Source organism: Enterobacter cloacae complex sp. HYC003_NIDB, from assembly GCF_056673375.1.
Genome location: NZ_CP114220.1, coordinates 3713380 through 3737668, shown reverse-complemented (window position 1 = coordinate 3737668; position 24289 = coordinate 3713380). Strand labels below are relative to the sequence as shown.

Here is a 24289-nt window from a genome sequence, read left to right as displayed (position 1 = left end):
GTCCAGAAGTCCCCTCTCCCCAAATACGTACAGGCGGACAATATCAATGGCGTATGTGCAGCACGGTCAAACCCGGATTTTCTGAAGCATAAAGCCAGCCCTGGAAATATAGAAATATCAGGTCGGGCTGTGGATGCAGTGATTATCAGGCGGTTTCGAGGATTTTCTTTACCTTGGCGACCATCCCAACGGAGCAATCACACAGTTTCGCAATCTCTGCATATGTATTCCCACCTTTGGTGAGATACAACTCAATCTTGCGTCGCAGGTCTGTATCCGCTGGTCTGCCTTTGTACTTATTTTCAGCCTTTGCTTTAGCAATGCCCTGTGCCTGACGTTGGCGGCGTTTGGTGTAGTCCTCGTGTGCGTAATGGGCTGCAATATCCATCATGAGGCCGTTGATAAGCTCAATGATGCGGTCACCTGCTGCGGATTTTAATGCATCGTGCGATGTAGGCAGATCCACAACGACGACGCGTAAGCCCTGCTTTTCAATGCGAGCCTTGAGGGCTTCATATTGTACAGCGGGGAGTCGGGTTAAGCGATCGATGGACTCCACCAGCAAAAAGTCACCCTTTTCGGCTGCGGCAAGCAGACGGGAAAGTTCCGGGCGCTCCAGCTTGGCACCAGAAAAGTTTTCGACATAATACTCAACACTTGTTAGCCGATGCTCCTCAACAAAGCCATTTATGGTTTCAAGTGCGCGTGTAGCGTCTTGATCGTCAGTGGATGCCCTGAGGTAAGCGTGGGTCGTGATTTGGTGTGTAGTCATTGTTTTTTTCACATTGGGTTTTTACTGTATAACTTTACGTGAATTATTTACATAGAGTCAATTTTTACTACTCATTGTGAATGAATTTGTTCACGAAAGCTCTTTTCATTTCAGGTATACCCTTTGTGAATACCACAATCCTATCTCAATACACGAGAGGATGATCGCCCTAAGTTTTTTTCGGTTCGTCGCATTTGTAAAACATTTCGACGGTGTAGCCGCAGACTGTGGATTTATGTTTTTCAATGAAGTGCTCGTTCCGCAGTTCAATAATCTCACTCACTGATTTTTTCAATATGCTTGTTCCGAACTGGTGAAAGCTCTCATATCGGTTACCATCAACAACGCAGTACCGAGGCATATGTTTAATCCCACCGCGATTCAATTTGATTGGGCGGTTTGTTACTGGACAAATTTTGTGTGTCATCAATTGACCCTCTATGAGCAAGTTGTATTCAGAACAATTTAATCACTTCCAGATACCAGTTACAGGTTTTTTATCGCTTTTGCGCTCATGAAAGCGATATTTACCAGCTTTTTCGTTTAAATGTTCCGGGAAAGTCCCCGACTGTTTCACAGACAAAGAGCATTTTCTAATTGGAAATTCTCTGGCGAAGTTGAGAATAAACAGCTATATTTGAAAGTTAACCAAAAGTATAAGAGATAAACCCTTGTTAAACGCAACATGCGCCATCGTGAGCGCGTTTTATGGTGTAGGTAATGGTAGGTGCTGCTTTTGATTTTCGAGGGCGCATGGGGCGTTACATGAAGGATTTTGCGATCATGGCTTTTGTTTCGTTATTGTAAAGTTGGATGTACCCGACGGTATTTTTCTGGGTTAGCGTCTGCAATATCCTTTGCTTTCTGAATGGCTCGTTTCAATGCGCCTTCGTCGATGAAGGTAACGGGGCTCTCTTGCCCCTTGGTCTGGCTGGATTGCGCTGTCATGCTTTCACCATACCGAGGGCAGCCCTCAACTGGTCACGCATTGCAGCTTCTTCGGCAGCTGCTTGCTGAACTGCTTTCTGTTGTGCGTCCTGTGCTGCTTCATGTATCAGTTCGTCAATCTCACGCTCCATCGCTTTAAAAAGTTGATCGTGGTAAGCGTTGGAGACTCTGGAGCGTAGCGTCTTCAACTCCTCTTCGATCAAGGCCTCCGGTTTCTGCAACTTAACAGAAATCATCGCAGCATTGGAAAGCACTGAAGAATTAGCTGAAGGGCAAAACCGCCAGCCGTCTAGGATCAGGCTCTGGAGTTTAACCACCAGCCGCGCTGGAATGTCAGAAAACTGTTGTGTTCGGCTGTAGCGAGCTTCCGCATTATCAATTTGACGCTTTAGAGCCCCCGGATCTGGTTTGTACTTCGCTGCGATGTTGTCGAGATAAGTTTTCAATTCCGGCGAAATCTGGGCCTGTGATTTCTTTTTTGTAGTCATGTTGGAACTCCGTATCGGTAGTAAAGGGGCGTGGTTGCTCGCTGGCGCTGTTTGTATGCGTCAGTCTCAGCCGCTTTATGCGGTCATTTGGTTGTATCAGCGAGCGGCGTTGTAAGTCTGATTGCAAGTTGGGCAGAAGTTAGGGCGGTCTGCGAAAAGAAAATACCAACGACAGACGCTTGCGCGATCAACAATGAAATCGACTAGTCCGCAGTCAGCGAACGTCGAAAGAGTCCTGTGTGTTGTTGATAGCGGGAGTTCAATTTGTTTTGACAAGTCTGAAGCCGTAAGCGGGATCTGGGTTTGCTTCATGTGGTGAAGAAGATGGATTCTTGAAGTTGTCAGCGTTAGCCCGAAATCATTCAGGGTTCTGACCAGCTCCTTACGTTCTTCTACCGATGGCAGAAAAAATGCTGGTGGTCTAAAGGCAAAGCACAAAATAACCTCTCTGTAAGTCATTCATTACATAAGTATTTTATCATATAAACGTAAAAAGATATACTAGTGGCATGCATTTTGCTTGACAATGATTTCAGAAAGTGGATAATGGCGGGTTGAAGTTCGGGGTGGCTTGAGGGCGTTCGCTCACATCAGATAGCGAAGATATGCCATAAAACGCCACAATAATATAAGAGACTTCGTTACTCTGTCTTTTCCTTCCTTCTCCAGGAATGAAAACTCACGTAACATCACCCATACGGGCTTCGGTCTCCTTGTATCTCGTTTCGACATTTATACACACTAACACTCATAATCTCGTCGAAACAAAAGCAAAAGAGTGAAAACCAACAGCAGGATGACTGGTGTCATCTGGATGGTTGTTTAGTTATTTACTTACGTCACTCCGTGACAACTCGGCTACGCCACTTTAGAAGATATAATGGTAATGGTCTTTCCAGACGTGAACAGACTTGTCTGTCCATACCATAACCTTCGTTTACCACTCTGTTACATCCCACAACATCAACAGGCTGATAGCCCGTCTCTGTGTGGTCTGTTCCAATCGTGGACTCAGGTAACCTAGCTGATACCCCGCTATGTGTTTACATCATGGTACTGAAATTCCTTGCTGATGTTTACATCATTGGCTATGCCAGCATGTGTGTGGAAAAGCGATTTAGATCGCTCTGTACGAGAATGGTGGTCAGCGTGACTGCAATCGTATGTTGGTGTCATTCTTATCGTATAAGCGTTAACGTCGTCTGGCGCACAGCGAGACATATCAAGCTACCGTAAACACGGTACTTTAAAACCAAATGCCATCCATAAAGGAAGGACACATATCCTGATCGCTACCAGCGATAGCGGAGGATTACTTATGTCTATTTTAAAAGGAGAACAATATGGCGAGAACTAAGGGTGCTGTAGCAAAAGGGGTTGATAATACAGCTGTACGCATTTTCTTACGAGGGTATGGCTCTTTGGGGGAGTTGCCACGCATTGTGGAAGATTGTATCTGCGGTGCATTGGGGCAGGAAGAAGAGACAAGAAGGTTCAAGGGAGAGCGAATTCTTGCAATCTTAGAACAACTGGATCATATCGATACGCCAACAGTACATCGGCAGATGTGGGATTATAATATTTCTCAAGGTAAAAATACTGAGCCATCCAAACGGAACACGGAACGCATGACAAGGGTTCTAAGATGTGCTTCTAGGGCACTGTATCATCATTTGAAATTGTGTAACGGATTGTCGCGTGAAGACGAGGTGGTCCAGATTTCCGCTCCCGATCTCACGGTAGATGAGATCGAACATGCCCGCCGTTTGGCTCTGGTAGGTAGAATTGAAGAGTTCACACAATTTGTGAACTCTTGCCGGAGCGTGATCAAAAACTATGAGCCGCCAGTGTTCAAGTACACAGGGGAAAATGTGGTCGCTTTATCTTCTTGTACGGAGGTATCTTTAAGGACTGCGGTTAGTCGTCCGTATTATGGTTATGTTAAAAAAGCCGTAAAAGATGAACAGCCAGAAGACCTTTTTACAGTCAAAGGCAGCAATACGAACCTCCAACCACTGATTGAAGAGGTTGGGCGATCCTACATGGTAGTGGAAAATGTAGCTTAGATGGAGTTTGGTCAAAAGCCATACAAAGCCGGGTCAGCCCCGGTTTTTTTGTGTCTGTCGCATGAGAAAACGGCTTGCCAGTGTATACTTTTGGTGATACAAAATCATTGCCCCCACCGCTTTTTAGTGCATTGAAATACATAGGTTTTATTAGAAAAAGCTTAGCTGGCAGGGCCCCCACCCATTTGTGCTCCTCTCCAGTCGTTCCCCTGAATAAACCTTCTAAATTATGTGACTATTGTATTTTTTGTAATGCAACCTTCATTTAACTGAAATAATAATGTCATAAACCTGTAATAATAGACTGTCATTTTATTTTTCGATGCCTTTATTCTGTCATAAGCTAAAAAATATATATCTGGATAACAAACTTATCTTCGTGTATTAAATTAAACACGTGTTCCGAAAGGATGTGACAATCATGGTTACTGCGGTTTTAAACGTTAAAATTGATGAAGCGCTAAAAGAAAGACTTCGCCACTATGCGGAAGACAATAATGAGAATTTAAGCGTGACCACAGAGAAACTGCTGCTGCTGGCATTTGAAGCAGTAGAAGAGGCGGGAGTATCGGAAGAGGATGTTGATAATCAGCATACGGAAGAAGAGAGCGTAACTCCATTTACTCCTAAAGAAATCAAAGCACTACGTAAACTTCTGAAGAAGAGAAAATGAAACAACAACTATCGACTGCCAGTGACTACAACGAGGCCTGCAATCTGTTACGTTCCGGCTACGTGAAACATGTTCGTCTTGGCTGGAATGTAGGAAGTGATGAGTTCTTTCGTATTGCGTCTGACTGGTGTGATACCGGTGCAAAAATAAAGAAAGAAGGGGATAATTTCATTATTTCGCTGAAAGGCTTCCCGATTCCACCTCAACATTAAGTTGTTCTTCATGAAAACTGCTGACTGCATGCGATACAGTCAGCAGTTTTTATTGTTTCTGGCGAATAATTTACACCAGGCTCCGTTTTACTGGCGCTACACTTTTATTTAATGCACGCCACAGCGGTTTGATCCGCAATAATGCCTCTTCAAGTTCTGGTGAACTGAGTGAGAAGGGCATACGCAGGTAGCGGTCAAACGCGCCTGATAGTCCAAAACGCGTGCCGGTGCCCATAATGATGCCTGTCGTTTCGGCGCGTGCCGCCAGCTGTGTCGCCAGCATGCCGGGTAATTCAATCCAGTATGAAAGCCCTCCCTCCGCTTCCCGAAACCGCCATTCGGGGAAATGTTCCCGCAGCATCTGGCCGCAGCGGTCGCGCCGTTCTGCCAGCATTTGCCGCCGGGCAGGCAGGAAGGTTGCACTGTTTTCGATAAGCCACAGCGTGGCCAGCTGTTCCAGCACCGGAGAGCCCAGATCCAGCGTGTCGCGCGTTTGCGCGAGGGTGGCGATAGTGCGTGACGAGGCGCGGATCCAGCCGAGACGCAGCCCACCCCAGAAGCTTTTACCTGCGGAACCCAGCGTCATCACCGTGGCCTCCGGGTTAAAGGCGGCCAGCGGCGGCGGCGGGGGAACATCGAACCAGAGATCGACCATGGTTTCATCCACCACCAGCGTGGTGCGGGTTTGCGCGGCGATGTCGGTTATGGTCTGGCGCGTCGCGGCATCCATGCAACGTCCGGTCGGATTATGAAAATCCGGCATCAGATAGGCCAGACGCGGGGCTGTCTGGGCAAGCGTTGCGGCAAAACCGTCGGTATCCCAGCCCGTTTCAGGCAGCGAGACGCCCACGGGCCGGCATAGCGCCCCCTGAATAGCGGCTATCGCCAGCGGGTAGGTGGGATGATCCACCACCACGCGATCCCCGGGACCGGTCATCATTCTTAAGATCAGGGCGAAGCCGCTGACGGCGCCGTTCACCACCATCACTTCGTCTGCCCGGGTGGGCAGACCGCGTGCGGTGTAGCGGGCGGCGATAGCTTCACGCAGCGCCGGAAGCCCAAGCTGATCGTACCCGGTCAGCGCCAGATTCGGCGTGATGGCCGTCAGCGCGTGGGCGTAGGCCTGGTGGATCTCTGGTCCCGCGTTGAGTGCGGCGGTTGAGAGATCCAGCGCCGCGCTGGCAGTAGAAAGCGTGGGCACGGCGCGGCGGTCTGGCAGGATCGCCCGCGAACCGCTGCCGTGACGGCTCTCCAGATAACCCTCTTCCCGCAGATGCGCCAGCGCGCTGCTGATGGTGGTGCGGCTTACGCTCAGAGCGGCGGCCAGTTCCCGCTCTCCGGGCAGGCGCGTGTTTAACGCCAGCCTGCCATCCAGAATTAACAGGCGTAACGCGTCAGCCAGCTGGCGCCACAGCGGGGTGCGGGAAGAGGCTTGCTGCCAGTGCCCTAATAGGCGTACCAGAGACTGGCTTCCAAAACGACGTGATGACATATGCAGTCCACTATTTGAAAACTGGACATTAATCATAGTGCCATTTTCACCGAAGATGGAACCTGGTTCTTCGGAGAAGAGAAAATGGTACGTCGTCTGGTACAACTTTATGTCGGTTTAGGCTTGTACGGGCTTTCAACCGCGATGTTTATTCGTTCGGATCTGGGTGTCGACCCGTGGGATGTCTTTCACCTTGGCGTCGCCATCCAGACCGGGATGAGCATCGGCACGGTGATTATTTTAACCGGGGCCGCGGTGCTGCTGCTGTGGATCCCGCTGCGTCAGCTGCCGGGACTGGGTACTATCAGTAATGTGATTTGTATTGGTCTGGCGGCCGATGCGTCAATGGCGCTGATCCCTGAGTTCACCTCGCTGCCCGTGCGCATCACCCTGCTGGTTTCCGGCATTGTGGTTAACGCCCTTGCCACCGGGATGTATATCGGCGCGGGTTTTGGCGCAGGCCCGCGCGATGGTCTGATGACCGGCATACATGCCCGGCTGGGCTGGTCGATCCGCAGCGTGCGTACCGCGATCGAGGTGACCGTGTTGATCGTCGGCTACCTCCTCGGGGGAGCGTTTGGCGTTGGAACCGTACTGTATGCATTAACCATCGGCCCGCTGATCCAGCTCTGTTTGCCGTGGTTTCGTCAGGGACCGCGCATTCAGAAAGCCGCGCGGCCGGAGCGGATTGTTTAATTTTGCGAAGCGCTCACAGGCTATGATGGCGTAACTGTGTCAGAATAGAGACTTCTCTTTTTACGACGCCAGAATGTATGAAAGCGATCACTCTTTATGACGTTGCCCGCGTGGCGGGGGTTTCCTATCAGACCGTTTCCCGGGTGATTAACGACGCAGAACACGTTTCTGCCCGTACGCGGGAAAAGGTCCGGCAGGCCATGGCGGCGCTACACTATGTGCCTAACCGTGGCGCGCAGCAGCTGGCCGGGAAACGTACCCGCACGCTGGGGCTAATGACCAGCGATCTGGCGCTGCATGCGCCGTCGCAAATCGCCTCAGCTGTAAAATCCCGTGCAGTGGAGCAGGGGGCTAGCGTACTCATCTCCATGGTGGAGCAACCCGCGCAGTGTCAGGCTGCTTTGCAGGAATTACTGGCGCAGCGCGTGGAGGCGCTGCTGGTGAACGTTCCGCTGGAAGATGCACAGGCAGAAATGCTTCAGGAAATGGCCTCGCCGACCCCGGTTCTTTTTCTCGATGTTTCCCCCACAGCTCGGGTTAACAGCCTTGTTTTCAATGCCGAACAGGGCGCTGGCCTGGGGGCAGAGCATCTGCTTTCGCTGGGGCACCAGCGAATTGCACTGCTCGCCGGGCCGGAAAGTTCAGTCTCTGCCCGGGCTCGTCTGGTGGGATGGAAAACCACGTTGGCTCAGGCCGGTGTGGAGGCGTTTGCGGTGGCGCAGGGCGACTGGAGCGCGGCCTCGGGCTATGAGAAAGGGCATCAGCTCCTGGCGGGCGCGCAGCTGCCGGAGGCGATCCTCGTCGCTAACGATCAGATGGCGCTTGGCGTTTTACGCGCCTGTGCGGAAAAAGGCGTTGCGGTACCGGGGCAGATCTCGGTTGTCGGGTTTGATGATACGGCTGACAGCGCGTGGTTTTCACCTCCGCTCACCACCGTTCGGCAGGCGTTCCGCGAGGCCGGTGAGCGCAGCGTGGAGTGGCTGATGGCACCTGACCATCACGACGAATGCTGGCAGGAACAACTTCCCGTTACGTTGATAGTACGTCATTCCACCGCGCCGCGCGCCGCACAGCAGGCCGATCGTGAAGATCTGGCGCAACAGCTCAGAACGCTGGCGCTGCTGGCGGAGAAACTGGCGCGCAGCTAGCACTTTTGTGATCGTGCTCGCTTGGTGACGATCAAAGTCTTTACCGCCACCGTTTACCAGGGCATGTTGGCTGAAATTGTGAGCGCTTCGCAAAGAGGTTGATATGTCTTCTACATTGCCGCTGACCCTCAGCGCACTTCTGGCGCGTCGTGACTGGGAAAACCCGGGCGTGACGCAGTGGAATCGTCTGGCCACACACGCGCCTTTTCATAGCTGGCGCGATGAAACCTTCGCCCGCGAGGATAAACTTTCGCTAAGCAAGCGTCTGCTTAACGGCGTCTGGCGATTCAGCTTTTTCCCGGCGCCAGAGCAGGTTCCCGAGGCATGGATAACGGACGATCTGGCTGACGCCGTTGAGATGCCCGTGCCGTCGAACTGGCAGATGGAGGGATTTGATACTCCCATCTATACCAACGTCACCTATCCGATAAATGTGAACCCGCCGTATGTTCCGGCTGACAACCCAACCGGTTGTTACTCGCTCACATTTGAGATGGATGACGCCTGGCTGTACAGCGGGCAAACCCGCATTATTTTTGACGGGGTGAATTCAGCTTTTCATCTGTGGTGTAACGGCCAGTGGGTGGGCTATTCGCAGGACAGCCGTCTGCCTGCGGAGTTCGATCTCAGCGCGGTGCTGCGACCGGGGCAGAACCGCCTGGCGGTGATGGTGTTACGCTGGTGCGACGGAAGCTACCTGGAAGATCAGGACATGTGGCGTATGAGCGGCATTTTCCGTGACGTCTCGCTGCTGCACAAGCCGGAAACGCGAATTGCCGATTATCAGATCGTGACCGATCTGAATGCCGAATGCGATCGGGCGATACTCCGGGTTGACGTTGCGCTGGAAGGCTCACGATACGCCGAATGCGAGGTGGCGTTTACCCTGTGGCGTAACGGCGAAGCCTGCGCGCAAATCACGCAGCAGCCCGGATCGGCCATCGTGGACGAACGTGGCAGTTGGGCAGAACGGCTCACGGTGGCGATCCCCGTGAACGCTCCCGCGCTGTGGAGCGCTGAAACACCGGAATGCTATCGGCTGACAATGTCGCTTCGGGATGCCCAGGGTAACGTGCTGGAGACTGAAGCCTGCGATGTCGGTTTCAGACGCGTCGAAATCAGCAACGGCCTGCTAAAGCTTAACGGCAAACCGCTGCTGATCCGCGGCGTGAACCGTCACGAACATCATCCTGAGAAGGGGCAGGTGATGGATGAGGCGACCATGCGCCGCGACATCGAACTGATGAAGCAGCATAACTTCAACGCCGTGCGCTGCTCGCATTATCCGAACCATCCTCTGTGGTACACGCTTTGCGATCGCTACGGCCTGTACGTGGTCGATGAGGCGAATATTGAAACCCACGGCATGGTGCCGATGAGCCGCCTGGCGGACGATCCGCGCTGGTTGCCTGCCATGAGCGAACGCGTAACGCGTATGGTGCAGCGGGACCGGAATCATCCGTCCATCATCATCTGGTCCCTGGGGAATGAGTCCGGGCATGGGGCGAATCACGATGCGCTGTACCGCTGGCTGAAAACCGCCGATCCCACGCGGCCGGTGCAGTACGAAGGCGGTGGCGCCAGTACGGCCGCTACCGATATTGTCTGCCCGATGTATGCCCGCGTCGATCAGGATCAGCCATTCCCGGCGGTGCCAAAGTGGTCGATTAAAAAGTGGATCGGCATGCCGGACGAAACCCGTCCGCTGATCCTGTGCGAGTATGCCCACGCGATGGGCAACAGCTTTGGCGGCTTTGCCAGCTACTGGCAGGCATTCCGCAGCCATCCCCGGTTGCAGGGCGGGTTTGTCTGGGACTGGGTCGATCAGGCGCTGACGAAAAAAGCGGAAGACGGCACGGCATTCTGGGCCTACGGCGGCGATTTTGGCGATAAGCCCAACGACCGTCAGTTCTGCCTCAACGGGCTGGTGTTTCCCGATCGCACTCCGCACCCCGCCCTTTACGAGGCGCAGCGTGCCCAGCAGTTCTTTACCTTTACGCTGGTGAGCACCGTTCCGCTGGTCGTCGATATCCAGAGCGATTATCTGTTCCGTCATACTGACAACGAGCATCTGCGATGGTCAGTGGCGCGTGACGGTGCGGTATTGGCTTCCGGCGAAACACCCCTTTCTGTTGCGCCTCAGGAGACGCAGCGCGTTGAGATCCCGCTGCCTGAGCTTGACGCTGAGCCGGGCGAGGTCTGGCTCAACGTGGAGATCGTTCAGCCTCAGGCCACGCCGTGGTCGCCGCCCGGCCACCGTTGTGCCTGGGATCAGTGGCCGCTCCCGGCTCCGCTGTACCTTGCGCCACCGAAAGCAGGCGGAACCCCTCCGCAGCTAACGGTGCAGGACGAAGCGCTGGACATTACTCATCAGCAGCAGCGCTGGCAGTTTAGCCGTCTCACCGGAAACCTGACCCAGTGGTGGAACGAGGGCGCTGAAACGCTCCGTTCCCCGCTAACGGATAACTTCACCCGCGCGCCGCTGGACAATGACATTGGCGTCAGCGAGGCGACCCGCATCGATCCGAACGCGTGGGTGGAACGCTGGAAAGCGGCGGGGATGTATGAGATGTCCTCGCGCCTCCTCCAGTGTGAAGCGGAGCAGCATGCCCGTGAGGTGGTGGTGACCACGCAGCACGTCTGGGAGCATCAGGGTAAAGCGCTGTTTATCAGCTGCAAGCTCTGGCGGATTGATGACCACGGGGTGCTGCACGGTGATGTGCAGGTGACGGTGGCGTCTGACATTCCTGAGCCCGCTCGCGTGGGCCTGAGCGTTATGCTGGCGGATATCCCGGAAACGGTGCGCTGGCTGGGGCTAGGCCCGCTGGAGAACTATCCGGACAGAAAACTGGCGGCGCAGCAGGGGCGCTGGGCGTTACCGCTGGAAGAGATGCAGACGCCGTATATCTTCCCGACGGAGAACGGTTTGCGCTGCGACACCCGCGAGCTGACGTTTGGCTCCCATCAGTTGCAGGGACAGTTCCATTTCTCCCTGAGCCGTTATAGCCAGCGGCAGCTGCATGAGACAACGCATCAGCATTTGCTGCGGGAAGAGGCTGGCTGCTGGTTGAATCTTGATGCGTTTCACATGGGCGTAGGGGGGGACGACTCATGGAGCCCGAGCGTAGCCCCGGCCTTCATTCTGCAAAACCGCCGGCTGCGCTACACGTTTAGCTGGCAGCAGAACGGCTGAGCCGACACGTGCGGCCACTGCCGTGGCCGCAATGCTTATCTCAGGATCCCGCTTGCGCCGTGAATGCTCATATAAATCCCGACTACCGCGATCAGTGCCGCTGAGATCCACGGCGCCTTGCGCGAAAAGGCGCTAAAGCCGGGCCAGCGCTTCGCCGCATGTTTCATGCTTAATGCGGCAATTGCGCCAGAGGCGACGAGAGTGAGCGCCAGTCCGATACTGAAACTGAACACCAGCGTGGCGCCGAGCGCGAAATGTTTCAGTTGCAGGCAGATCATCAGCACCGTAATGGAGGCCGGACAGGGGATAAGCCCACCGGTCAGGCCGAATAGCGCGATTTGCCCGGTGGTGACCTCTTTACCGTTGAAGCGTCGGTTAATGTCCTGGGCGTGTGCGCGCTGGTGGGCATCCTGCCACTCCTCTTCAACCAGAGGAGACGTGTGGTCGTGATGATGCGCGTGGTCGTGATGATCATGATGGTGATGATGATCATCATGGTGGTGATGCGGCTGGCTCTCCTGCCAGGTTCGCCACGCCATCCACAGGGCGATCAACACGATCAGAACCCCGGAAATCAACTGAAACCAGGGCTCAGATGTATCTGCGTCCCATCCCCGACCAAACCATAATCCCGCCATCGCAATGATCCAGACGACCGCCGTATGAGACAGCGTTGCGGACAACCCAAGCAACACAGCCTGTTTCAGCGTACCGCGGATCGCCACAATGAAAGCCGCCATCATTGTTTTTGAATGGCCTGGCTCGAGGCCGTGGAGCGCGCCAAGCAGGATGGCGCTGGGGACAAACAGCCAGGCGTTACCCTGCTGAAGAAGAGAAGAAAAAGCGTTCATTGAACATTCCGGGGTGGAAAACATGCCGAGAATACTACTCCCCCCCAGTAGTATAATACTACCCCCCAGTAGAAAAATACCCAGGGGGAGTAGAGCGTGATATGCTTTTTACGCCACCAAAGAGGAGCTAAGCGATGTCACACACAGTTCGTGATAAAAAGAAGTTATTGACCCGCCTGAAAAAAATTCAGGGGCAAAGCGCTGCGCTGGAAAAAATGCTCAACAGCGATCATGAATGCGCCGAGGTGTTACAGCAGCTGGCGGCGATCAGGGGCGCGGTAAACGGTATGATGATGCAAGTAATTGAGGGACATTTAACCGATCACGTGGTGAAAGAGCCAGAGGAAGCGCAGCGCGAGGCCGATCTCGGGGTCGTGATGCAGGTGATCAAATCGTACCTTAAGTAATGTGCTTCTCCAGATTGTGCCCGGCCCAGAGAATGAAATCCTCTTTAGGCAGCGCCTTGCTGAAATACCAGCCCTGGCCGTACTGCACGCCGTGGCGATGCAACCATTCGATCTGCCCTTCAGTTTCAATGCCTTCTGCGACCATCGCCAGTTTAAGCGATTTGGCCATTTCGATGATGTGGGGAGTCACGTTCTTGTACTCCAGCGCATCCACAAAGGATTTATCAATCTTCAGGGTATCGACATCCAGATCCTGCAAATAGCTCAGGCTGGAGTAACCCGTACCAAAATCATCAATGTAGATAGCGTGCCCGGCGCGGCGAAACGCAGCGATGGCAGGCACGCTGACGGCGGGATCGGCAAAGCCGCGCTCGGTTAATTCAAGGGCGATCTGGCGCGGGTGGACGCCCCATTTGTTGAGCAACTGACTCAGCTGGCGAGGCAGCTCGGGGGACGTTAAATCCGATGGCGCAAGGTTGACAGAAATGTGCAGTTCCGGATGATGATGCAGCCAGGCGCCTAAATCCTCAAACACCTTATTCACCACCAGCTGCGTCAGCGTTGAAATAAGCCCCGTCTGCTCAGCCAGCGGCACAAAGAGATTGGGCGACAGGTGACTGCCATCTGGCTGCGGCCAGCGCATCAGCGCTTCAGCACCCACCAGTTTTCCACTGCACAGCGCCACGATGGGCTGATAGTAAACCTCGATCTCCCGGTTGTTGATTGCGTCGATCAGGCGGTTACGCGGGGATAACAAACGGCGGAGGATGCGCAGGACAATAAGGGCAGCAGCCAGGCTTAGCAAGATGCCAGCCGGTAGCCAGATGATCAGCTGCTGGTGCCAGGATTCCGCCAGCGGTTTTAACGACGCCCACGCGATCACCGTAAACCCCAGTTCGGGTACAGGTTTCAACACGTACATCGAGCCGTTGTATTGTACGCGCGTAACGTCCTGCTGCTCCTTAACGACAGAAAGAATATACGGGTCGACAATATTGCTTCTGGCAAATATCCGATGGGTTTCACTGCCCACCAGGGCGGCATCCATCGAAATTTCACCAAACGGGACAACATCCACAAGCGAGGCAGGATCAACCATCACCAGATAATGTCCTTTCCCCAGAACGGCCATATAGCGGTGAATGCCGAGGTCGTTTTGCGAGGTGAGCCACGCGCTATACCCGTCTGCGGTGATCCGCATCGGGGGCGGTAAGATCGCCGTATTACTGGATTGTTCAAGGGATGAGCAGAGCGGCTTCAGGTTATCGATATACATCACTTCCTGAATATAGCGCCATGAGAATTCAACCCGACGCATTTCGCGTAAATGCGGGGGAGTGCAGGGTGGGGCGTGGAATGTCTGTAGGTGCGTGAGCGCCTGTTTTGCCTGCGCAACGACTCTGTCGGTACGGATCAGGACGCGCGAGGCATAGCTGTCCAGAGCGTCCACAAATTTATCCTCTGCCTGACGATGCGCCAGCCAGATACTGAGGCACACAGGGACCAGCACAGAGAAGATCAGTATGCCTGTTACCAGGCTGACCAGATGTCGGGTTCGCATGCTGCTTTATCCTTTCCATATGCCCACCTTGGGCCTGGAGTTTGCGCGCCAGAAGAAAAAGTTTTTTATCGCTAAATGATATAGTTATAGCATGTGACAGTCTCAGGCAGGTATCTGAATCAACCTTTCAAAAACAGGCTGTGCGTGACAGGGGTTGTTTTTGCAGCAAAGCTCAGATAGTATTTTGTTATGTTATAACAATACATGAAGGCCAGAGATGAAACCGAATATCCATCCAACCTATCGCACCGTTGTGTTTCACGACACCACGGCTAATGAATACTTTAAAGTCGGCTCAACAATTAAGACAGACCGTGAAATTGAGCTGGAGGGGAAAACGTATCCCTACGTTACCCTTGATGTCTCCTCTAAATCACATCCGTTTTATACCGGGAAACAGAAGACCTTCTCGACGGATGGCAGCGCGGCACGCTTCCGCAAGCGTTTTGGTGGCTTTCTTGATGCGAAGCGAGGCTAATCATGCAGGTGCTGAACTCATTGCGCAGTGCAAAACAGCGTCACCCGGATTGCCAGATCGTCAAACGCAAGGGACGCTTATACGTGATCTGCAAATCTAACCCGCGCTTTAAGGCGGTGCAGGGACGTAAAAAAAGACGCTAAACGCGCGTCTCTCGCCAGCTTTCCAGGGAGCTTTTCTGTTTGCCATCGGCGGTAAAATTGTCGGTGGCAAGCCAGCTTTCAAACGCGCTCGCCAGCGCTGGCCACTCTTTGTCGAGAATTGAAAACCAGTCGGTGTCCCGGTTTCGGCCTTTAATGACCAGCGCCTGGCGAAAACGCCCTTCAAACTGAAAGCCCAGACGCAGAGCCGCTTTGCGGGAGGGTTCGTTCAGGCTGTTGCACTTCCATTCATAACGCCGGTAGCCCAGGGTATCGAACACGTACCGCATCAGCAGATACTGCGCTTCTGTCGACATGGGCGTGCGACTTAACAGTGACGAGAAGTGAACATGTCCCACTTCCACAACGCCGTTTTTAGGATCGATCCGCATCAGGGACAGCGTCCCGACAGGAGACTGGGTCTGGTTATCGATAACGGTATAGTGGATGGGATCGGCTAATTCGCTCACGCTCGCCACCCATTTGGCAAACTCCTCTGCGGTGGTATCGGGTTCACGCAGCAGCCACGTCCAGCTTCGGGTATCTCCGGCCAGGGAATACGCAGAGAACAACGCCGGGGCATGCTCCACGCGCAGCGGCTCAAGCCGACAATAGCGACCCTGAAGTACCACCCGGGACGGGTGCGGGCGAGGCTGCCAGTCGAAAAGGCTTTCGCCTACAGGTTGTCCAAACTCATTGAATGTATTCATCTTTATTCCCGTCAAATTGAAAAGATCTCCAGATTAATGAATTGCTGGTTCCTTAAAAAGAACCACCAGGCTATGTTTTTCTGGTACCACGAGGAGGAATGATGAATATACCGGGTGATGAGCTTTACACCTTGCTCCATGCTGCGCTGAAAAAACGTGGGGAAGAGACGCTCCAGCGTGCGCTCTATCTTGCTTTGCGGGAGGCCATACTGTGCGGAAGGCTTCGGTCCGGCAGCCATTTGCCCGGCTCGCGAACGCTGGCGCAGCAGATCTCGGTGTCCCGAAACACCGTCAATGCGGCGCTGGACCAGCTCACGCTCGAAGGTTATTTGCTGCGTAGCCGCCAGGGTACGCGGGTGGGGCAATTCGCTCCTCGGACGATTACCCGGACATTACCGGACCCGGACGTCAGGCTGACAAAACGTGTCGCCCTGCTGCCCGCGCCTGTGCCGCGCGACACCCCGGTGATGGCGTTTACGCCGGGAACGCCTGCCATCAACTATTTCCCCTTACCGCTGTGGCGGCGGTTGTACGATCGTGTTCTGCGCGAGGAGGGAAGCACCCTGTTAGGGTATGGCGACCCGGCCGGCGAGCCGACGCTGCGGGCCGCCGTTGCCCGCCACCTTGCGCTGTCCCGCGGCATTGACTGCGATGCCAGCCAGATTGTGATAACCGAAGGGGCGCTGGAGGGCGTCAATCTGTGCACGATGCTGTTAAGCGAGCCGGGGGATGTTGCCTGGGTGGAAAATCCCGGCTATAGCGGCGCCAAAAGCGCTTTCGTCAAAACCGGCCTGGCGATGTCCGGCATACCGGTGGATGACGAGGGGATGTGCTGGGAAGGGCTGTCTGCGCCTTCACCCACGCTGATTTTTACCTCGCCATCGCATCAGTTCCCTTGCGGAAGCGTGCTCAGCGCGCGGCGGCGTCTGGCGCTGCTGGAACTGGCCCGGCAGCACAGCGCGTGGATCATTGAGGATGATTACGACAGCGAATTTCGTTATACCGGTGAGCCCGTCCCGGCGATGCTCGGAATGGTCAACAATGCGCCCGTTGTGTATCTGGGGACGTTCAGCAAAACGCTGTTTCCATCGCTCCGGATGGGGTTCATGGTGTTACCGCCAGCGCTGGCGAAGGCGGCGCGTCCGGCCATCGGCTCGCTGCTGCGCGGCGGGCATCGCGCTGAACAGCGCACCCTGGCGCTGTTTATTGAGGAAGGCCACTATGCACGACATCTTGCCGCCATGCGCCGCCTTTATCGTAAGCGTTACCGCCAGCTGCGGGAGGTGCTGAGCGCAGAGCTTCATACGCCGCACCGTGTTCTTGCCGGGGAAGGGGGAATGCACCTGACGCTGGCGATTGACGGTATCGACGACCAGCGGCTGGTGGAGCAGGCGAGAGCGTTTCAGCTGGCACCCGCTGCGCTGAGCGGGTATTACCTTGAGACGAAGCAGGGGCAAACCGGTCTGGTTTTAGGTTACGGTAATACCTCTGCTTCGCAGTTTGCGCCGGGTATCCGACGTCTTCAGGCGCTCATTACACAGCAGTGGGGCGGGAAAGGGTAAAGACATCATAAAAAGAGAGCTGGCCCTTAGTGATGACCATTTTCTGCAACTTCTCTTTTTGCCCGGCTTCGACGGCCGGCGAGAGCAGGATATTGTCGATCAGCTCCTTCGGCACGTAACGCGTGTTGTACCACTCCCCGTTGTAGCACACGCGGAAATCGAGTACGTCGATATCTTCATACCGGTAACGCGGATTGACGTCGAAAAAGAAAAACGCGTTAAACACCACGAACAGCACAACCAGTAGCCAGACGGAATCGACCAGTGTTTCAGACTTCAGCATGACGATAAGCGTTGCCAGCCAGGCGGCGTACATGGCGACGAACAATCCGGGGTGTTTGCGAATAAAGCTGATGCTAAAGCGCGGGCGATTGTCGCGCTTTTCGCGGGTATTGAGATCGTCGATGGTGGCGGTAAGCAGGCGCTGTATCTCTGTCATTTTTTGCCTTTATGATTGTTAAAAATACAGGTGATCTGCCTATTTTATGAGAGGGGTTTATGCGATGAAAGTAACAGTTATGCCAGGAAAAAGCATAACAGTTACTCAGGATGCGCTTAGATCATTTTAATGATTTTCGCCGGATTCCCGCCCACTACCGCATTGGCCGGCACGTCTTTGGTCACTACCGCGCCGGAAGCGATAACGGCATTATCGCCAATGGTCACGCCTGGATTAATCACCGCGCGTCCGCCGATCCAGACATTATCACCAATGGTGACCGGTTTACCGTACTCCAGCCCGCTGTTACGTTCGGTCGCATCCAGAGGATGCGTGGCCGTATAAATGTGCACTCCCGGCGCAAGCATACAGTTATCGCCAATGCGTACAGGGCAGACGTCCAGCATGACGCAATCGAAGTTAGCGTAAAAATTGTTGCCCAGATAGATGTTATACCCGTAGTCGCAGCGGAAGCTTGGCTCTATATAGGCACCTTCGCTTTGACCCAATAGGTCAGCTAATAAGGCGCGACGTTCGGCCTTCTCATCGGGTGCGGTATGGTTATAGCGGTGAACAAGATGACGCGCGCGTAAACGGTCAGCCCTCAGCGTGTCATCGCCAGGGCGGTAATATTCACCTGCAATCATCTTCTGTTTTTCTTCACTCATGGGAACCTCTCTGGAATCGTTTTACGCAGCGTAAAGAGGATTAACCAGAAAGGGAACGTTCCCTAAAAGTGGCTGTGACGGGAGTCACAACATTCTTGCGCATAAATACGTTTTATACGGGAACCTGGCGTTTGCATTTGAAGCGTAATTCGAAAGGTAAATTCAGCTTAACAACGGGCGTAATGCCTTTACAGTCTCTCTTCAACGATTAACGAACAAATTTCCACACCGAAGAGGGGATCTTGTCATACAGTTTATTCATGGTCAGCTCAGCAAGACGATGGTCGGCAGCTGAATAAAATACCGCCAGTTCATTATCAGACAGCTCGTATTTATTTTTCTCAATAACACGTTCGAGAGTGTCAATTGACTGGCAGCGTCGCAGGCGCATCAAATAATCGACTTTTGTTAATGGTTTATCAGACATAAATTCACCTTAGTAATTGTAATAATTTTAACAGGAAAGACTAACCGGATTAGCTCTGCTGACATTAGTGAAGCAGCGAAATAGACGGTTTCCTGATTTACGCCATTTCTGCAAATCCTGTGCGTTAATGCCGTAGCTGCTGAACAACATAAAGGTGTCGTCCAGGTATTCATCAATTTGCTCTATCAACTTATTATCTTCATTGTACTTAATTTTATAATTAAGTGCGAAGGTGGCGATATGCTCGATCAGCTCGTTAAGCTGTAAATTGATAGCAGACGTTGGATCGTTCACCCAGCCATGGTTACTTTCTTCAAGATTGGCAAGGCAGTCATGGTACAAGGATTCGCAGAGAAATTTCAACTGCGCGATATCATGCCTTTTTGGCGAGTACTCGTCCATAGCGCATCCCCTTCTGAGTGATTTTTTACTCACCGAACATCATGTCGGGATGGATACAACTTGCTTAGCTACACGGGAGCTGTGTTCCTGATAACTCTAACTATAAGCCACTCTGATCAAGATTTCACCGCGCTATTACGAAAAATTACAATTAAATCGTTACTGTTCGAGCCTTTACGCAAATCTACCTTTTGCAGCGAACGCGTTAATCAATAAAAAAGACGATTTTTATCGGTTCCTTAGAATTCATTGAGTTAGCGCAAAGTTTCATGTGAAGTCCGAAACCAGATATCTTCAGATATTTTCCATTGCTTAGGAATAGTCCGAATAATTTACGTCACGAAATGATAATAAAAGAATGCTGAGTTCCTGGTGTAAGTTATCGGCCTATTATGATAGGCCTTATTAAAAAAGAGGAAAATAAATAGAAAGGCAATAGGTCTATTTTATGATTTTTTCTGAAAAAGAAAAAGGCCGCAAATGCGGCCTTTTTATCATGTGAAACCGGTATCAGTGATGTTCTACCGAATGATTGTGCTCAACGTCTTCATTCTTACGACTGAAGCGGCGGCGAACCACCACGAAGAACACCGGTACGAAGAAGATCGCAAGAACGGTCGCGGTTACCATCCCACCCATTACGCCGGTACCTACTGCGTTCTGTGCGCCGGAGCCCGCGCCGGAGCTGATAACCAGCGGCATAACGCCGAGGATAAATGCCAGGGACGTCATCAGGATTGGACGCAAACGCATACGAACGGCTTCCAGCGTTGCTTCAATCAGGCCTTTTCCTTCTTTCTCCATCAGATCTTTGGCGAATTCGACGATTAGTATCGCGTTCTTCGCCGACAAGCCAATGGTTGTCAGCAGGCCCACCTGGAAGTAAACGTCGTTGGTCAGCCCACGGAACGTTGCGGCAAGCAGCGCACCGATAACCCCCAGCGGAACCACCAGCATAACGGAGAATGGAATCGACCAGCTCTCATACAATGCCGCCAGACACAGGAACACCACAATCAGTGAAATGGCGTACAGGGCAGGGGCCTGGTTACCGGACAGACGTTCCTGATAGGACATGCCGGTCCAGTCGTAGCCGACACCCGCAGGCAGTTTGCTGGCCAGTTCTTCCATCAGGTTCATGGCTTCACCGGTGCTTCGGCCCGGCGCTGCCTGACCGAGGATTTCCATCGATGGCAAGCCGTTATAACGCTCCAGACGCGGTGAACCGTATTCCCAGCGCGAGGTTGAGAAGGCGGAGAACGGCACCATCTGGCCATCGCTGCCGCGAACATACCAGTTGCTGATATCGTTCGGCAGCATACGGTATTGCGCTTCGGACATCACGTAGACTTTCTTCACGCGACCACGGTCGATGAAGTCGTTGACGTAGCTGCCACCCCAGGCTGCACCCAGCGTGGTATTAATGTCGCTGATGGAAACACCCAGCGCCTGCGCTTTTTCCTGGTCGATATCGATCTTGTACTGCGGCGTATCTTCCAGACCGTTAGGGCGAACGCCCACCAGCAGGTCAGGGTGTTTTGCCACCTCGCCAAACAGCTGGTTACGCGCCTGAGTCAGTTTTTCGTGGCCCAGACCGCCCTGGTCAATCAGCTGGAAGTCGAAGCCGGTCGCCGTACCCAGTTCAACAATCGCTGGCAGGTTAAAGGCGAAGACCATCGCATCTTTAATCTGTGAGAAGGTGCCCATCGCGCGGCCGGTAATGGCTTCTACCTTGTTCTCTGCGCCCGGACGTTCAGACCAGTCTTTTAGAGAAACGAAGGCGATACCGGTGTTCTGACCACGACCCGCGAAGCCAAAGCCGTTAACCGCAAACACGGATTCGACGTTGTCTTTCTCTTTGGTCAGGAAGTAGTCGGTCATCTCATCCAGCACCTTTTGCGTACGCTCTTGCGTCGCACCGGCCGGAAGCTGCGCCATACTCAGGAACACGCCCTGGTCTTCATCTGGCAGGAACGAGCTTGGCAGACGAACGAACAGGAAAGCCATCCCCACCACGATGATGATATAGAGCAGCAGGTAACGACCGGTGCTGCGCAGGATGTTACCCACGCTGTCGGTGTAGTGGTGCGTACTCTTATCAAACATGCGGTTGAACCAGCCGAAGAAGCCCTTATGCTCGCCGTGACCGCCTTTCTGAATCGGCTTCAGCATCGTCGCGCACAGGGCTGGCGTCAGGATCAGTGCAACCAGTACCGACAGCGCCATCGCCGAAACAATGGTGATGGAGAACTGACGGTAAATCGCACCGGTAGAGCCGCCAAAGAAGGCCATCGGGATAAATACCGCAGACAGTACCATCGCGATACCGACCAGCGCGCCCTGGATCTGGCCCATTGATTTACGGGTTGCTTCCTTCGGCGGCAGGCCTTCTTCCGCCATGACACGCTCGACGTTTTCGACCACCACGATGGCGTCATCCACCAGCAAGCCGATGGCGAGCACCATCCCGAACATCGTCAGGGTGTTTATCGAGTAGCCAAATATCGCCAGCACCGCGAAGGTCCCGAGCAGTACAACCGGCACCGCGATGGTTGGGATCAGCGTTGCGCGGAAGTTTTGCAGGAACAAGTACATCACCAGGAAGACGAGAATGATCGCCTCAACCAGGGTTTTCACCACTTCGTGAATCGAAATTTTAACGAATGGCGTGGTGTCATACGGATAAACGATTTTCAGACCTGACGGGAAGAACGGTTCCATCTTCTTCAGTTCTGCACGGATAGCCGTCGCGGTGTCCAGTGCGTTCGCGCCCGTCGCCAGTTTGATACCCAGACCGGAAGCCGGTTTACCGTTGAACTTCGCAATGATGTCGTAGTTCTCACCGCCCAGCTCAACCTTCGCCACGTCACGCAGGCGAACCTGCGAACCGTCCTGATTCACCTTCAGCAGAATTTTGCTGAACTCATCGGCGGAGGTCAGACGCGTTTGCGCGATGATCGACGCGTTAAGCTGCTGGCCTTTCACCGGCGGTGTACCACCCAACTGACCGGCGGCAACCTGGGCGTTCTGCGCTTTAATTGCGCTGATCACGTCAACCGGCGTCAGCTGGAAGTTGTTCAGTTTATTCGGATCCATCCAGATACGCATCGCGTACTGGGAACCGAACAGCTGAACGTCACCCACACCAGACGTACGGCTGATGGCGTCCTTCATGTTGGCGCCCACGTAGTCGGAAATATCCTCCTGCGTCATGGTGCCGTTGGTGTTGATCACGCCGACAACCATCAGGAAGCTACTGGACGATTTCTCGACGCTCACGCCCTGCTGTTGTACTTCCTGCGGCAGCAGAGGCATCGCCAGCTGCAATTTGTTCTGCACCTGAACCTGTGCAATGTCCGCATCCGTACCGGATTCAAAGGTCAGGGTGATCTGAACCGTACCGGTTGAGTCACTGTTTGAGGACATGTACATCAGGTTATCGATACCGTTCATGTTCTGTTCGATAACCTGCGTAACGGTATCCTGCACCGTTTTGGCATCAGCGCCCGGATAGGTTGCGGAGATCGTCACTGCCGGCGGCGCAATCGTTGGATATTGCGCGACAGGCAGCTTCAGGATCGCAAGTCCCCCGGCCAGCATGATGATTATGGCGATCACCCACGCAAATATGGGGCGATCGATAAAGAAATTAGGCATGTCTTAACGGCTCCTGTTTAAGTTAAGACTTGGTTTGTTCTGACTGGCCAGCGGCCGACGCTTGTTGTTTGTCGTCAGATTTCACTTCCTGAGCTTTGACCTGCGCACCAGGACGAACTTTTTGCAAACCAGTAATAATTACGCGATCGCCATCTTTAAGACCTTCCGTTACCAGCCACTTGTCGCCAATCGCCTGCGTTGCAGTGATATTGCGTGTTTCGACTTTGTTATCGGCACCCACAACCAGTGCGCTCGCATCACCGCGTGGCGTACGGGTCACACCTTGCTGAGGAACCAGAATGGCGCTTGGGTTAGTCCCTTCCTCAAGACGGGCGCGTACGAACATACCGGGCAGCAGGGTTTTATCCGGATTGGGGAAAATGGCCCGGATGGTGATAGAGCCGGTGGTCTGATCGACGGTCACATCAGAAAATTCCAGTGTGCCAGTCTGTGAGAACTTGATACCGTCGTTGGTAACCAGTTCCACTTTGGCTTTACCGTTTTCCTGTTTCAGGGTGCCGTTAGCCAGCTCCTGTTTGAGACGCAGGAAATCGTTGCTGGACTGGGTGACGTCAACGTAGATCGGGTCGAGCTGCTGCACGGTGGCCAGCGCGTTGGTTTGACCGTTCTGCACCAGCGCACCTTCGGTGACGGCTGATTTACCAATGCGACCGCTGATAGGGGAGGTCACTTTGGTGTAGGCCAGGTTAATACGCGCGGTTTCTACCGCCGCTTTCGCCGCCACAACGGCTGCGTTGGCTTGCTGTGCATCGGCCAGGGCAGAATCGTAATCCTGTTGGCTGATGTACTGCGTGCCGAGCAGTTTCTTGTAACGATTCAACGTCAGCTGCGAGATTTTGGCTGCCGCTTCGGCTTTGGCCAGATCGCCCTTAGCGCTCTCATAAGACGCCTGATAGGTTGCTGGATCAATCTGATACAGAGACTCGCCTGCCTTGACATCACCGCCTTCGGTGAAGTTACGTTTCAGGATGATACCGCTCACCTGCGGACGCACTTCCGCAATGCGGTAGGCGCTGGTGCGGCCCGGTAGTTCTGTTGTCATCTGGAGAGGTTCGGATTTGAGCGTCACGACGCCAACTTCTGGCACCTGCTGAGCTCCTTGTTGAGCCTGTTTGTCGTCACATCCTGTAAGCGCTAAGCTGCCTGAGAGCATCAGAACGACCGCCAGAGGCGTTAACCCTCTGTTTTTGTTCATATGTAAACCTCGAGTGTCCGATTTCAAATTGATCAAGGGTCCTGAGTCTAAAAACCCATTGCTGCGTTTATATTATCGTCATG

24 protein-coding genes are annotated in these 24289 nt (G+C 53.6%); 10 read left to right on the top strand and 14 right to left on the bottom strand.

Translation table 11 applies throughout. The annotated features are described in order from the left end of the window. Positions 1-145 precede the first annotated feature (145 nt). The 4 genes from O1722_RS17970 to O1722_RS17955 all read right to left on the bottom strand — a co-directional run bounded on the left by O1722_RS17970 (position 146) and on the right by O1722_RS17955 (position 2667). On the bottom strand, positions 146-772 hold the full coding sequence (locus O1722_RS17970) for a recombinase family protein (protein WP_033486663.1): 627 nt from the start codon (positions 770-772) through the stop codon (positions 146-148). A gap of 798 nt (positions 773-1570) precedes the next feature. Continuing rightward, a complete protein-coding gene (locus tag O1722_RS17965) occupies positions 1571-1720 on the bottom strand; it encodes a hypothetical protein (protein WP_164560838.1) in 150 nt (49 codons plus the stop codon). After that, positions 1717-2208, bottom strand: coding sequence for a hypothetical protein (locus O1722_RS17960; protein WP_003847546.1), 492 nt, complete (start codon positions 2206-2208; stop codon positions 1717-1719). Before O1722_RS17960 ends, O1722_RS17965 begins: the two co-directional genes overlap by 4 nt. 96 nt (positions 2209-2304) lie before the next feature. After that, complete coding sequence (locus tag O1722_RS17955; protein ID WP_080296601.1) at positions 2305-2667, bottom strand: helix-turn-helix domain-containing protein; 363 nt, start codon at positions 2665-2667, stop codon at positions 2305-2307. An 884-nt stretch (positions 2668-3551) separates the two neighbouring features. On the opposite strand from O1722_RS17955, the gene O1722_RS17950 reads away from it, so the two are divergent. From O1722_RS17950 to O1722_RS17940, 3 genes are all read left to right on the top strand, one after another. Continuing rightward, entirely contained in the window at positions 3552-4274 is a 723-nt protein-coding gene (locus tag O1722_RS17950; protein ID WP_033486662.1) for a hypothetical protein, read from the top strand. Between the two features lie 421 nt (positions 4275-4695). Beyond that, positions 4696-4947 carry a hypothetical protein gene (locus O1722_RS17945; protein WP_006809862.1) on the top strand — a complete coding sequence of 84 codons (252 nt, stop codon included), beginning with the start codon at positions 4696-4698 and terminating at the stop codon, positions 4945-4947. Then, positions 4944-5159, top strand: a complete 216-nt coding sequence (locus O1722_RS17940; RefSeq protein WP_015571263.1) for a hypothetical protein — start codon at positions 4944-4946, stop codon at positions 5157-5159. The genes O1722_RS17945 and O1722_RS17940 overlap by 4 nt, the downstream gene beginning before the upstream one ends. A gap of 70 nt (positions 5160-5229) precedes the next feature. On the opposite strand, the gene yczR is transcribed toward O1722_RS17940, so the two are convergent. Then, positions 5230-6651 carry a MocR-like transcription factor YczR gene (gene yczR / locus O1722_RS17935; RefSeq protein ID WP_033486661.1) on the bottom strand — a complete coding sequence of 474 codons (1422 nt, stop codon included), beginning with the start codon at positions 6649-6651 and terminating at the stop codon, positions 5230-5232. A gap of 84 nt (positions 6652-6735) precedes the next feature. Here yczR and yczE point away from each other — a divergent pair, with 84 nt between their 5' ends. From yczE to O1722_RS17920, 3 genes are all read left to right on the top strand, one after another. Further along, entirely contained in the window at positions 6736-7347 is a 612-nt protein-coding gene (yczE, locus tag O1722_RS17930; protein ID WP_033486660.1) for a membrane protein YczE, read from the top strand. Positions 7348-7424: 77 nt separating this feature from the next. After that, the gene (locus O1722_RS17925) at positions 7425-8495 is read left to right on the top strand and encodes a LacI family DNA-binding transcriptional regulator (RefSeq protein WP_033486659.1); all 1071 of its coding nucleotides are present in this window, start codon (positions 7425-7427) and stop codon (positions 8493-8495) included. A gap of 103 nt (positions 8496-8598) precedes the next feature. Then, complete coding sequence (locus O1722_RS17920) at positions 8599-11688, top strand: beta-galactosidase (protein ID WP_033486658.1); 3090 nt, start codon at positions 8599-8601, stop codon at positions 11686-11688. Between the two features lie 35 nt (positions 11689-11723). Here the strand turns inward: O1722_RS17920 and O1722_RS17915 are convergent, their stop codons facing one another. Next, complete coding sequence (locus O1722_RS17915; RefSeq protein WP_033486655.1) at positions 11724-12539, bottom strand: nickel/cobalt efflux protein RcnA; 816 nt, start codon at positions 12537-12539, stop codon at positions 11724-11726. Positions 12540-12673: 134 nt separating this feature from the next. On the opposite strand from O1722_RS17915, the gene O1722_RS17910 reads away from it, so the two are divergent. Further along, a complete protein-coding gene (locus O1722_RS17910) occupies positions 12674-12946 on the top strand; it encodes a metal-sensing transcriptional repressor (RefSeq protein ID WP_015571258.1) in 273 nt (90 codons plus the stop codon). Here O1722_RS17910 and O1722_RS17905 read toward each other — a convergent pair. Next, complete coding sequence (locus tag O1722_RS17905) at positions 12939-14507, bottom strand: EAL domain-containing protein (RefSeq protein WP_015571257.1); 1569 nt, start codon at positions 14505-14507, stop codon at positions 12939-12941. The two genes, O1722_RS17910 and O1722_RS17905, sit on opposite strands and share 8 nt — an antisense overlap. Before the next feature lie 217 nt (positions 14508-14724). Between O1722_RS17905 and O1722_RS17900 the strand changes: the two genes are divergently transcribed. Next, a complete protein-coding gene (locus O1722_RS17900; protein WP_015571255.1) occupies positions 14725-14985 on the top strand; it encodes a type B 50S ribosomal protein L31 in 261 nt (86 codons plus the stop codon). A gap of 2 nt (positions 14986-14987) precedes the next feature. Beyond that, on the top strand, positions 14988-15128 hold the full coding sequence (gene ykgO, locus O1722_RS17895; protein ID WP_003859006.1) for a type B 50S ribosomal protein L36: 141 nt from the start codon (positions 14988-14990) through the stop codon (positions 15126-15128). Here ykgO and O1722_RS17890 read toward each other — a convergent pair. Continuing rightward, positions 15125-15835 (bottom strand): GNAT family N-acetyltransferase, encoded by a 711-nt coding sequence (locus O1722_RS17890; protein ID WP_033486653.1) that lies wholly within the window; start codon positions 15833-15835, stop codon positions 15125-15127. The genes ykgO and O1722_RS17890 overlap by 4 nt on opposite strands. A 101-nt stretch (positions 15836-15936) precedes the next feature. Between O1722_RS17890 and pdxR the strand changes: the two genes are divergently transcribed. Continuing rightward, positions 15937-17397: a MocR-like pyridoxine biosynthesis transcription factor PdxR gene (gene pdxR / locus O1722_RS17885; RefSeq protein WP_033486652.1), complete on the top strand. Its 1461-nt coding sequence runs from the start codon at positions 15937-15939 to the stop codon at positions 17395-17397. On the opposite strand, the gene O1722_RS17880 is transcribed toward pdxR, so the two are convergent. The 6 genes from O1722_RS17880 to acrA form a co-directional block, all read right to left on the bottom strand. Beyond that, entirely contained in the window at positions 17369-17836 is a 468-nt protein-coding gene (locus tag O1722_RS17880) for a YlaC family protein (protein ID WP_023296041.1), read from the bottom strand. The two genes, pdxR and O1722_RS17880, sit on opposite strands and share 29 nt — an antisense overlap. Before the next feature lie 116 nt (positions 17837-17952). After that, entirely contained in the window at positions 17953-18504 is a 552-nt protein-coding gene (gene maa, locus O1722_RS17875) for a maltose O-acetyltransferase (protein ID WP_015571251.1), read from the bottom strand. A gap of 208 nt (positions 18505-18712) precedes the next feature. Beyond that, positions 18713-18931 carry an HHA domain-containing protein gene (locus tag O1722_RS17870; protein ID WP_015571250.1) on the bottom strand — a complete coding sequence of 73 codons (219 nt, stop codon included), beginning with the start codon at positions 18929-18931 and terminating at the stop codon, positions 18713-18715. A gap of 27 nt (positions 18932-18958) precedes the next feature. After that, positions 18959-19333, bottom strand: a complete 375-nt coding sequence (gene tomB / locus O1722_RS17865; protein ID WP_006809850.1) for an Hha toxicity modulator TomB — start codon at positions 19331-19333, stop codon at positions 18959-18961. 510 nt (positions 19334-19843) lie between these two features. Continuing rightward, positions 19844-22990 carry a multidrug efflux RND transporter permease subunit AcrB gene (gene acrB / locus O1722_RS17860; RefSeq protein ID WP_033486650.1) on the bottom strand — a complete coding sequence of 1049 codons (3147 nt, stop codon included), beginning with the start codon at positions 22988-22990 and terminating at the stop codon, positions 19844-19846. Between the two features lie 22 nt (positions 22991-23012). Beyond that, the gene (acrA, locus tag O1722_RS17855) at positions 23013-24206 is read right to left on the bottom strand and encodes a multidrug efflux RND transporter periplasmic adaptor subunit AcrA (RefSeq protein ID WP_017694395.1); all 1194 of its coding nucleotides are present in this window, start codon (positions 24204-24206) and stop codon (positions 23013-23015) included. Positions 24207-24289 lie beyond the last annotated feature (83 nt).

Coding starts and splice junctions, on each gene's coding strand:
- O1722_RS17970 (WP_033486663.1), bottom strand. CDS start 772: ATGACTACACACCAAATCACGACCCACGCTTACCTCAGGGCATCCACT.
- O1722_RS17890 (WP_033486653.1), bottom strand. CDS start 15,835: ATGAATACATTCAATGAGTTTGGACAACCTGTAGGCGAAAGCCTTTTC.
- O1722_RS17950 (WP_033486662.1), top strand. CDS start 3,552: ATGGCGAGAACTAAGGGTGCTGTAGCAAAAGGGGTTGATAATACAGCT.
- acrB (WP_033486650.1), bottom strand. CDS start 22,990: ATGCCTAATTTCTTTATCGATCGCCCCATATTTGCGTGGGTGATCGCC.
- tomB (WP_006809850.1), bottom strand. CDS start 19,333: ATGGACGAGTACTCGCCAAAAAGGCATGATATCGCGCAGTTGAAATTT.
- O1722_RS17905 (WP_015571257.1), bottom strand. CDS start 14,507: ATGCGAACCCGACATCTGGTCAGCCTGGTAACAGGCATACTGATCTTC.
- O1722_RS17965 (WP_164560838.1), bottom strand. CDS start 1,720: ATGACAGCGCAATCCAGCCAGACCAAGGGGCAAGAGAGCCCCGTTACC.
- O1722_RS17880 (WP_023296041.1), bottom strand. CDS start 17,836: ATGACAGAGATACAGCGCCTGCTTACCGCCACCATCGACGATCTCAAT.
- pdxR (WP_033486652.1), top strand. CDS start 15,937: ATGAATATACCGGGTGATGAGCTTTACACCTTGCTCCATGCTGCGCTG.
- O1722_RS17870 (WP_015571250.1), bottom strand. CDS start 18,931: ATGTCTGATAAACCATTAACAAAAGTCGATTATTTGATGCGCCTGCGA.
- O1722_RS17940 (WP_015571263.1), top strand. CDS start 4,944: ATGAAACAACAACTATCGACTGCCAGTGACTACAACGAGGCCTGCAAT.
- yczE (WP_033486660.1), top strand. CDS start 6,736: ATGGTACGTCGTCTGGTACAACTTTATGTCGGTTTAGGCTTGTACGGG.
- O1722_RS17960 (WP_003847546.1), bottom strand. CDS start 2,208: ATGACTACAAAAAAGAAATCACAGGCCCAGATTTCGCCGGAATTGAAA.
- maa (WP_015571251.1), bottom strand. CDS start 18,504: ATGAGTGAAGAAAAACAGAAGATGATTGCAGGTGAATATTACCGCCCT.
- acrA (WP_017694395.1), bottom strand. CDS start 24,206: ATGAACAAAAACAGAGGGTTAACGCCTCTGGCGGTCGTTCTGATGCTC.
- O1722_RS17900 (WP_015571255.1), top strand. CDS start 14,725: ATGAAACCGAATATCCATCCAACCTATCGCACCGTTGTGTTTCACGAC.
- O1722_RS17915 (WP_033486655.1), bottom strand. CDS start 12,539: ATGAACGCTTTTTCTTCTCTTCTTCAGCAGGGTAACGCCTGGCTGTTT.
- O1722_RS17920 (WP_033486658.1), top strand. CDS start 8,599: ATGTCTTCTACATTGCCGCTGACCCTCAGCGCACTTCTGGCGCGTCGT.
- O1722_RS17955 (WP_080296601.1), bottom strand. CDS start 2,667: ATGACTTACAGAGAGGTTATTTTGTGCTTTGCCTTTAGACCACCAGCA.
- O1722_RS17925 (WP_033486659.1), top strand. CDS start 7,425: ATGAAAGCGATCACTCTTTATGACGTTGCCCGCGTGGCGGGGGTTTCC.
- O1722_RS17910 (WP_015571258.1), top strand. CDS start 12,674: ATGTCACACACAGTTCGTGATAAAAAGAAGTTATTGACCCGCCTGAAA.
- ykgO (WP_003859006.1), top strand. CDS start 14,988: ATGCAGGTGCTGAACTCATTGCGCAGTGCAAAACAGCGTCACCCGGAT.
- yczR (WP_033486661.1), bottom strand. CDS start 6,651: ATGTCATCACGTCGTTTTGGAAGCCAGTCTCTGGTACGCCTATTAGGG.
- O1722_RS17945 (WP_006809862.1), top strand. CDS start 4,696: ATGGTTACTGCGGTTTTAAACGTTAAAATTGATGAAGCGCTAAAAGAA.